Annotated in this window: 4 protein-coding genes and 1 pseudogene; all 5 read right to left on the reverse strand. The window is 67.3% G+C overall.

Annotated features, from left to right (window positions below; genetic code table 11):
* Nucleotides 1-89 precede the first annotated feature (89 nt).
* A complete protein-coding gene (locus tag C4301_RS08820) occupies nt 90-1,136 on the reverse strand; it encodes a 3-dehydroquinate synthase (protein WP_352414717.1) in 1,047 nt (348 codons plus the stop codon).
* Complete coding sequence (locus C4301_RS08825; protein WP_352414720.1) at nt 1,117-1,614, reverse strand: shikimate kinase; 498 nt, start codon at nt 1,612-1,614, stop codon at nt 1,117-1,119. The genes C4301_RS08820 and C4301_RS08825 overlap by 20 nt, the downstream gene beginning before the upstream one ends.
* 53 nt (nt 1,615-1,667) lie before the next feature.
* Nucleotides 1,668-2,819, reverse strand: a complete 1,152-nt coding sequence (gene aroC, locus C4301_RS08830) for a chorismate synthase (protein WP_352414718.1) — start codon at nt 2,817-2,819, stop codon at nt 1,668-1,670.
* A 40-nt stretch (nt 2,820-2,859) separates the two neighbouring features.
* The gene (locus C4301_RS08835) at nt 2,860-5,118 is read right to left on the reverse strand and encodes a secretin GspD/PilQ domain-containing protein (protein ID WP_352414719.1); all 2,259 of its coding nucleotides are present in this window, start codon (nt 5,116-5,118) and stop codon (nt 2,860-2,862) included.
* Nucleotides 5,115-5,587, reverse strand: a pseudogene (locus tag C4301_RS08840) (competence protein); the annotation flags it as partial. The pseudogene C4301_RS08840 and the gene C4301_RS08835, both read right to left, overlap by 4 nt.

Consider the following 5,587-nt stretch of genomic DNA (forward strand, 5'->3'; position numbering starts at 1 on the left):
GGAGCCGGTAAGGACGGAGGCCAGGGACGGCCTTTACCTGGCGGCGCTGAGAACCCCTGTTGGGGTCTTTTCCCTGGGCTTTGCCAGGGTCAAGAAGGGGGTGGCCCGGAGGGTGAAGGGGGAGCTGTGAGCCGCCTCCACTCCGCGTAGACCTCCCGCAAAACCCCCTCCTCCACGGGGCGGACCTCGAGCCGCCCAAGCCCCAAGGGGACCACCCAGTGGATGGCTTCCGTCCTTTTCTTCTTGTCCCGCTGAAGGTAGGGAAGGAGGTCATCCAGGGAAAGGGGGGGCGGGGGCGGGGGGGAGAGCCAGCGGAGGAGGCGGAGGACCCGGGGAAGGAGGTCCTCCCCCCCCAAAGCCCTTCCCAGAAGGGCCGCGAAGAGGAGGCCGTAGGCCACCGCCACCCCGTGGGAGAGGGCGTGGCCTGTGGCGGCCTCGAGGGCGTGGGCCAGGGTGTGGCCCAGGTTCAAAAGCCGCCTTTCCCCCCTTTCCAAGGGGTCCTTCTCCGTGATCTCCACCTTGACCCGGACGGCCCGGACCAGGTACTCGGCCAGGCCCTCGGCCCCGGGGGAAAGGCCTTCCACCTCTAAAAGCGCCCTATCCCCGCGGATGATCCCGTGTTTGAAGGCCTCCACCAGGCCCTCCTTGAAAAGGGGGAGGGGAAGGGTCTTGAGGGCCTCGAGGTCCCCATAGACCCCTTGGGGGAAGTGGAAGGCCCCCACCAGGTTCTTCCCCTCGGGGAGGTTGAGCCCCGTCTTCCCCCCTACGCTCGCGTCCACCAGGGCCAGGGTGGTGGTGGGGAAGGAGAGGTAAGGAATCCCCCTGAGGTAGGTGGCGGCCACAAACCCCCCCAGGTCCGTGAGGCTTCCTCCGCCCACCACCACCAAGGTGGTGTCCCGGGGAAGCCCCCTTTGGGCCCAAAAGGAGAGGACCTGGCTGTACACCCTAAGGGTCTTCGCCTCCTCCCCTCCTCGAACCCCCAGGGCGTGGGGGATCCCCCAGGCCTCCTTAAGGCCCAAGGCGAAGCCCGCCACGTTTTCGTCGTACAAAAGGGCCAGAGGCCCCCTGGGCCTCTCGGGCCGGAGGCCGCGGCCGATCACGATGGAGTAGGGGGGGTTATGCACGTCTACGCGCATACTTCCAAAGCTCCTGGACGATCTCCTCCACCACCTCCTTGGGCCTTCGCCCCTCGGTCAGGACGTGGATGGGGGCCTCCCGGTAGAGGGGCTCCCGCTCCTTCAGCAGGCGGCGGATGCGTTCCAAAGGCTCCTCTCCCTCCAGAAGGGGGCGCTGGCCGGGTTTGCGCGCCACCCGTTCTAGGATCGTCTCGGGACTTGCCCAAAGGGCCACCACAGGGCCCCGCGCCAAAAGCCTGGACCGGGTTTCCGGATCCATGAAGCTCCCGCCCCCCAGGGCTAGGACGAGGAAGTCCTTGTTGGCCAGTTCCGCCACCATCTCCTTTTCCATCCGGCGGAAGGCCCTCTCCCCAAGGTGGCGGAAGATCTCGGGAATGGAAAGGCCGGTCCGGCGCTCGATGTACCGGTCCAGATCGATGAAGTGAAGCATCAGGGCCTGGGCCAGCTCCCGGCCGATGCGGCTTTTCCCCACCCCCATGAACCCGGTCAGGCTCACGAAGGTGGCGGGGCGGGGGATGTCCAAAACCCTTCTCACCAGGCGCGGACCCTTTCCTTATAGCGTTCTACCCGTTCCACCAGTTCTTCCAGCGTATCCCCACCGAATTTTTCCAGGTAGGCCTGGGCCAAGACGATGGCGGAAAGGGCCATAAGGATGACGCTGGCCGCGGGCACCGCCGTGGTGTCCGAGCGCTCGAGGGCGGCCTCCTTGGCCTCGTGGGTAACCACGTCCACCGTGGGCAGGGGTTTCATCAAGGTGGCGATGGGCTTTAGGGCGGCCCGGAGGACGAGCTCCTCCCCGTTGGTCATCCCGCCCTCCAGGCCCCCGGCCCGGTTCGTCTTCCGGTAAAACCCCCGCCCCTCCTCCCAGTAGATGGGGTCGTGGACCTCGGAGCCCCGCTTCATGGCGTTTTGGAAGGCCTCCCCGATCTCCACCCCCTTGACGGCGGGGATGGAGAGGGCCATCTGGGCGAGGCGGCCGTCCAGCTTGCGGTCGAAGTGGACGTGGCTTCCCAGCCCGGGGACTAGCCCCCGGAACCGGGCCTCGATGATGCCCCCCAGGGTGTCCCCCTCGGCCTTGGCCTGGTCGACGCGGCGGACGACCTCGGCCTCCGCCTCGGGGTCCAGCATCCGCAGGGGGCTTTGCTCAATTTCCTCCTTCCGTTCCCAGGAAAAGGGGCGTTGGGACCAGACCCCGGCCATCCCCACCACATACCCCACCCCCTCCACGCCGAAGAAGGAAAGGAGTTTTAAGGCCACCCCCCCCACCGCCACTCGAGCCGCGGTCTCCCGGGCGCTGGCCCGTTCCAGGACATCCCTCAGGTCCTTGTGGCCGTACTTGATCCCCCCGGGCAGGTCGGCGTGCCCGGGCCGGGCCGCGGTAAGGGCCCGCTTGCGGGGCTCGTTCCCGGGTGCAGGGTCCATGATCTCCATCCAGTTTTTATGGTCCCGGTTGCGGATGAGGAGGGTAAGGGGGGCCCCGGTGGTCCGGCCCGCCCGCACCCCGCTTGCAAACTCCACCTCGTCCGCTTCGATGGCCATGCGCCTTCCCCGACCGTACCCCTCCTGGCGCTTTTTGAGCCAGGGGTTGATGTCTTCCGGGACCAGGGGCAGGCCTGCGGGCAACCCTTCCACGATGGCCACGAGGAGCGGACCGTGGGACTCCCCAGCGGTGAGAAACCTCATAAAGGCATTATAGGGGCCGCCTAGGGGCGGCCCCTATGGGCTAACGGCTCGCCTCTTTGAGGATCTCCGCGGTGATGACCACCAGAAGCTCCTTGTCCGTGGAGTCGCTCGAGCGCTGCTTGAAGAGCTCCCCGATCAGGGGGATGTCCATCAGGAGGGGTACCCCTTGGACGGTCTGGTTGTTTTCCTGGGAGGTCAGGCCGCCCAGGACCACGGTCTGGCCGTCTCTGACCCGCAAGGTGGTGGTCACCACCTGTTTGGTGAACCGGTCCACGTCCCCGTCCACGGGGTTGCGCTGCACATTCCCCGAGACCTCTGCCTTGATGTTCAGAAGGATCTGGCCGTCCGCGGTGATCTGGGGGGTGACCTCCACGATGATGCCGATGTCAAAGGGCACCTTCTCCACGTTGTTGTTCACCACCCGGCGGATGAAGAAGGTCTCCCCCGACTGGAGCCGGGCGGTCTGGTTGTTCAGCACGGTCTGGTTCACGTCCCTCAGCGCCCGGGAAAGCCCCTGCCGCTGGAGGGCGTCCAGGGTGGCCACGATGTTCAAGGCGGCCAGGCTCCGGGTGGAGTCAAAGATGAGGGAGAGGCCCCTGTCCAGGATGCTCGCTACCAGGTTTCCCCCCGCGAGGGTGTTCCACCGCACCCCCAGGGCCTGGGAGAAGTTGCTCTGCACCTCCTGGATGCGCACCCGTAAGTTCACCTGGGGCACCGCCTGGTCCAGCTTGGGGATCAGCGCCTCCACGAGCTCGAGGTCCTCCTGGGTTCCCGTGACGATCAGGGTGTTGGTCCGCTCGTCGGCCACCACCGTGGCCTTGGACGGGGTGGGGCCGGCGGGCTGGGCCTGCTGGCCCTGGGCCTGGGGGGCGGTTTTGGACAAAAGGGCTTCCTGGAGGACCCTGGCCAGGTCCTTGGCCCTGGCGTTGGAAAGCTGGTAGGTGCGCTGGAACAGGGCGGGGCCCTGCTCGGGGGGGCGGTCGATCTGGGCCAGGAGGGCTTGGACTTCGAGCTGCTGTTTTTCCGTACCCCGGACAGCGAGGAGGTTCTGCCCGGGGACGGTCTGGACAAGGGTCCCCGGCACCTCCCGGGCCAGGAAGCCCGCGATCTTCTCCGCGTCTACGAAGCGCAGGGGGTAGAGCTTCCGCACCGTGGCCTCCTGGGGCGGGGGCGGGGCCTGGGGGGGAAGGTCCAAGGCCTTGAGGAGCTCGGCGAAAAGGGCCTGGTCGGCCTCCGTAGCCTCCACCAAGAGGGCTTTGGGGTTTCCGGGAACGGCCTCCAGGCGGACGGAAGGGAGATCCTTGGAAAGGAGGGGTTTGAGCCGGGCCTGGGCCTCCTCGGAGCTAAGGTTTTGCAGGGTGTAGACCCGGCGGACCACCTTGGGCACGTCCAGGGCCTTGAGGAGCTCCGCCAGCCTGGCGTGCTCCGTCTCCGTGGCCACCACCACCGCCTTTTTGGGGTCGGTGGGGAAGGGGGCGATCCGGGCTCCTGGGAGCTGGGTCTGGAGGAAGGGCAGAACCTCGGGGAAGGAGGCGTGGGTAAGGGCGTAGGTCCGCTCGATCCGGGCCTCCGGGGCCTTCACTGCCGGGAGGGGGCGGAAGTCGATCCCCGCCCGCTGGAGGATGTCCGTAAATCGGGTGTGCTGCTCCGGGGTGGCCAGAATGGAGAGGATGGCCTTGAGCCTGCCCGACTCCTCCACCACGATCCAGTTCACACTGGGCCCCCCCGCCTCCCGGGACAAAAAGGGCAGGAGGTCGTTCTGCACCCAGGCCTTGGCCGACTCCACACTGGAGACCACCTGGACCTGGCCCCCCTGGCCTTGAACGGGGATACGGTAAGCGGCCTCGGGGATGCCCACCAGGTAGGGCCTCCGCTCCGCGGCCCCCGCCCGGCTCGGTGCATCCACCAAGGCGGTGATCACCTGGCTAGGGGCCACCACCACCACGTCCGGGGGGAGGAAGAGGTAGTCCAGGTTGTACTGGCTCCCATAGGTGCTGAACAGAAGGTCCCACACCTCCCTAAAGGGTTTTCCCCCGAAGTCCAGCTTGACGAAGGGCAAGGGGGGCTGGGCCTTGCTGGGGTCGCCGGAGGCCTCAAAGGCCCGGTAGATCAAGGGCTGCAGCCCCACGCTCTTGGCCAGGGCTTCCAAAACCACGTCCAGGGGCAGGACCTGCCCGGCCTTGGGGGCCTCGGAGACCTTGAAACTTACCGGCTGGTCAAACCGCGCCTCTTTGGGCAAGGCACCCGCCAAGGCGGGCAGGGCTAGGGCGAGGATAAGTGCTGGGAACAAGGGTTTCACCGTCCACCTCCTTCTTCCTTGGATAGGGATAGGGTCAGGGTTTCATCCTTTAGGGCCAGCTCTACGCTCTCGCTGGTGGCCGAGCGGATGAGGACCTCACTGCCCGGCCAGGTGCTTCCCACGGGGAGGACCTGGTACCCCTCCTTGCTGCTCAGGATGACCACGCTCACTGGGCCCAGGATCACCCCGGAAAGCCTGAGCCCCTTTTCCGCCACGAAGGCCTGAAGGGGGGTGGCGGCCGAGGAGGGAGCCGGAGAGGGGCCTGAGGCCTGGGGACCTTCCGCCGGGGCGGTCTGGAGGGGGCGAAGGGTTTCCTGAAGGGGCAGGGGGGCCAGGGCCAGAGCGGGCTCGGCCTCCGGCAGGGGAGGGAGGCTGGGGGGCGTTTGGACCACCTGAGGGAGGGGCAGAGGGGTGCCCAGGCGTTTAGAGGGAGGGGAGGGTTGGGCGGGCTTGGGCGTGGGGAGCGGCT

It is taken from the genome of Thermus sp. (assembly GCF_040290245.1).
Lineage (GTDB): Bacteria > Deinococcota > Deinococci > Deinococcales > Thermaceae > Thermus_A.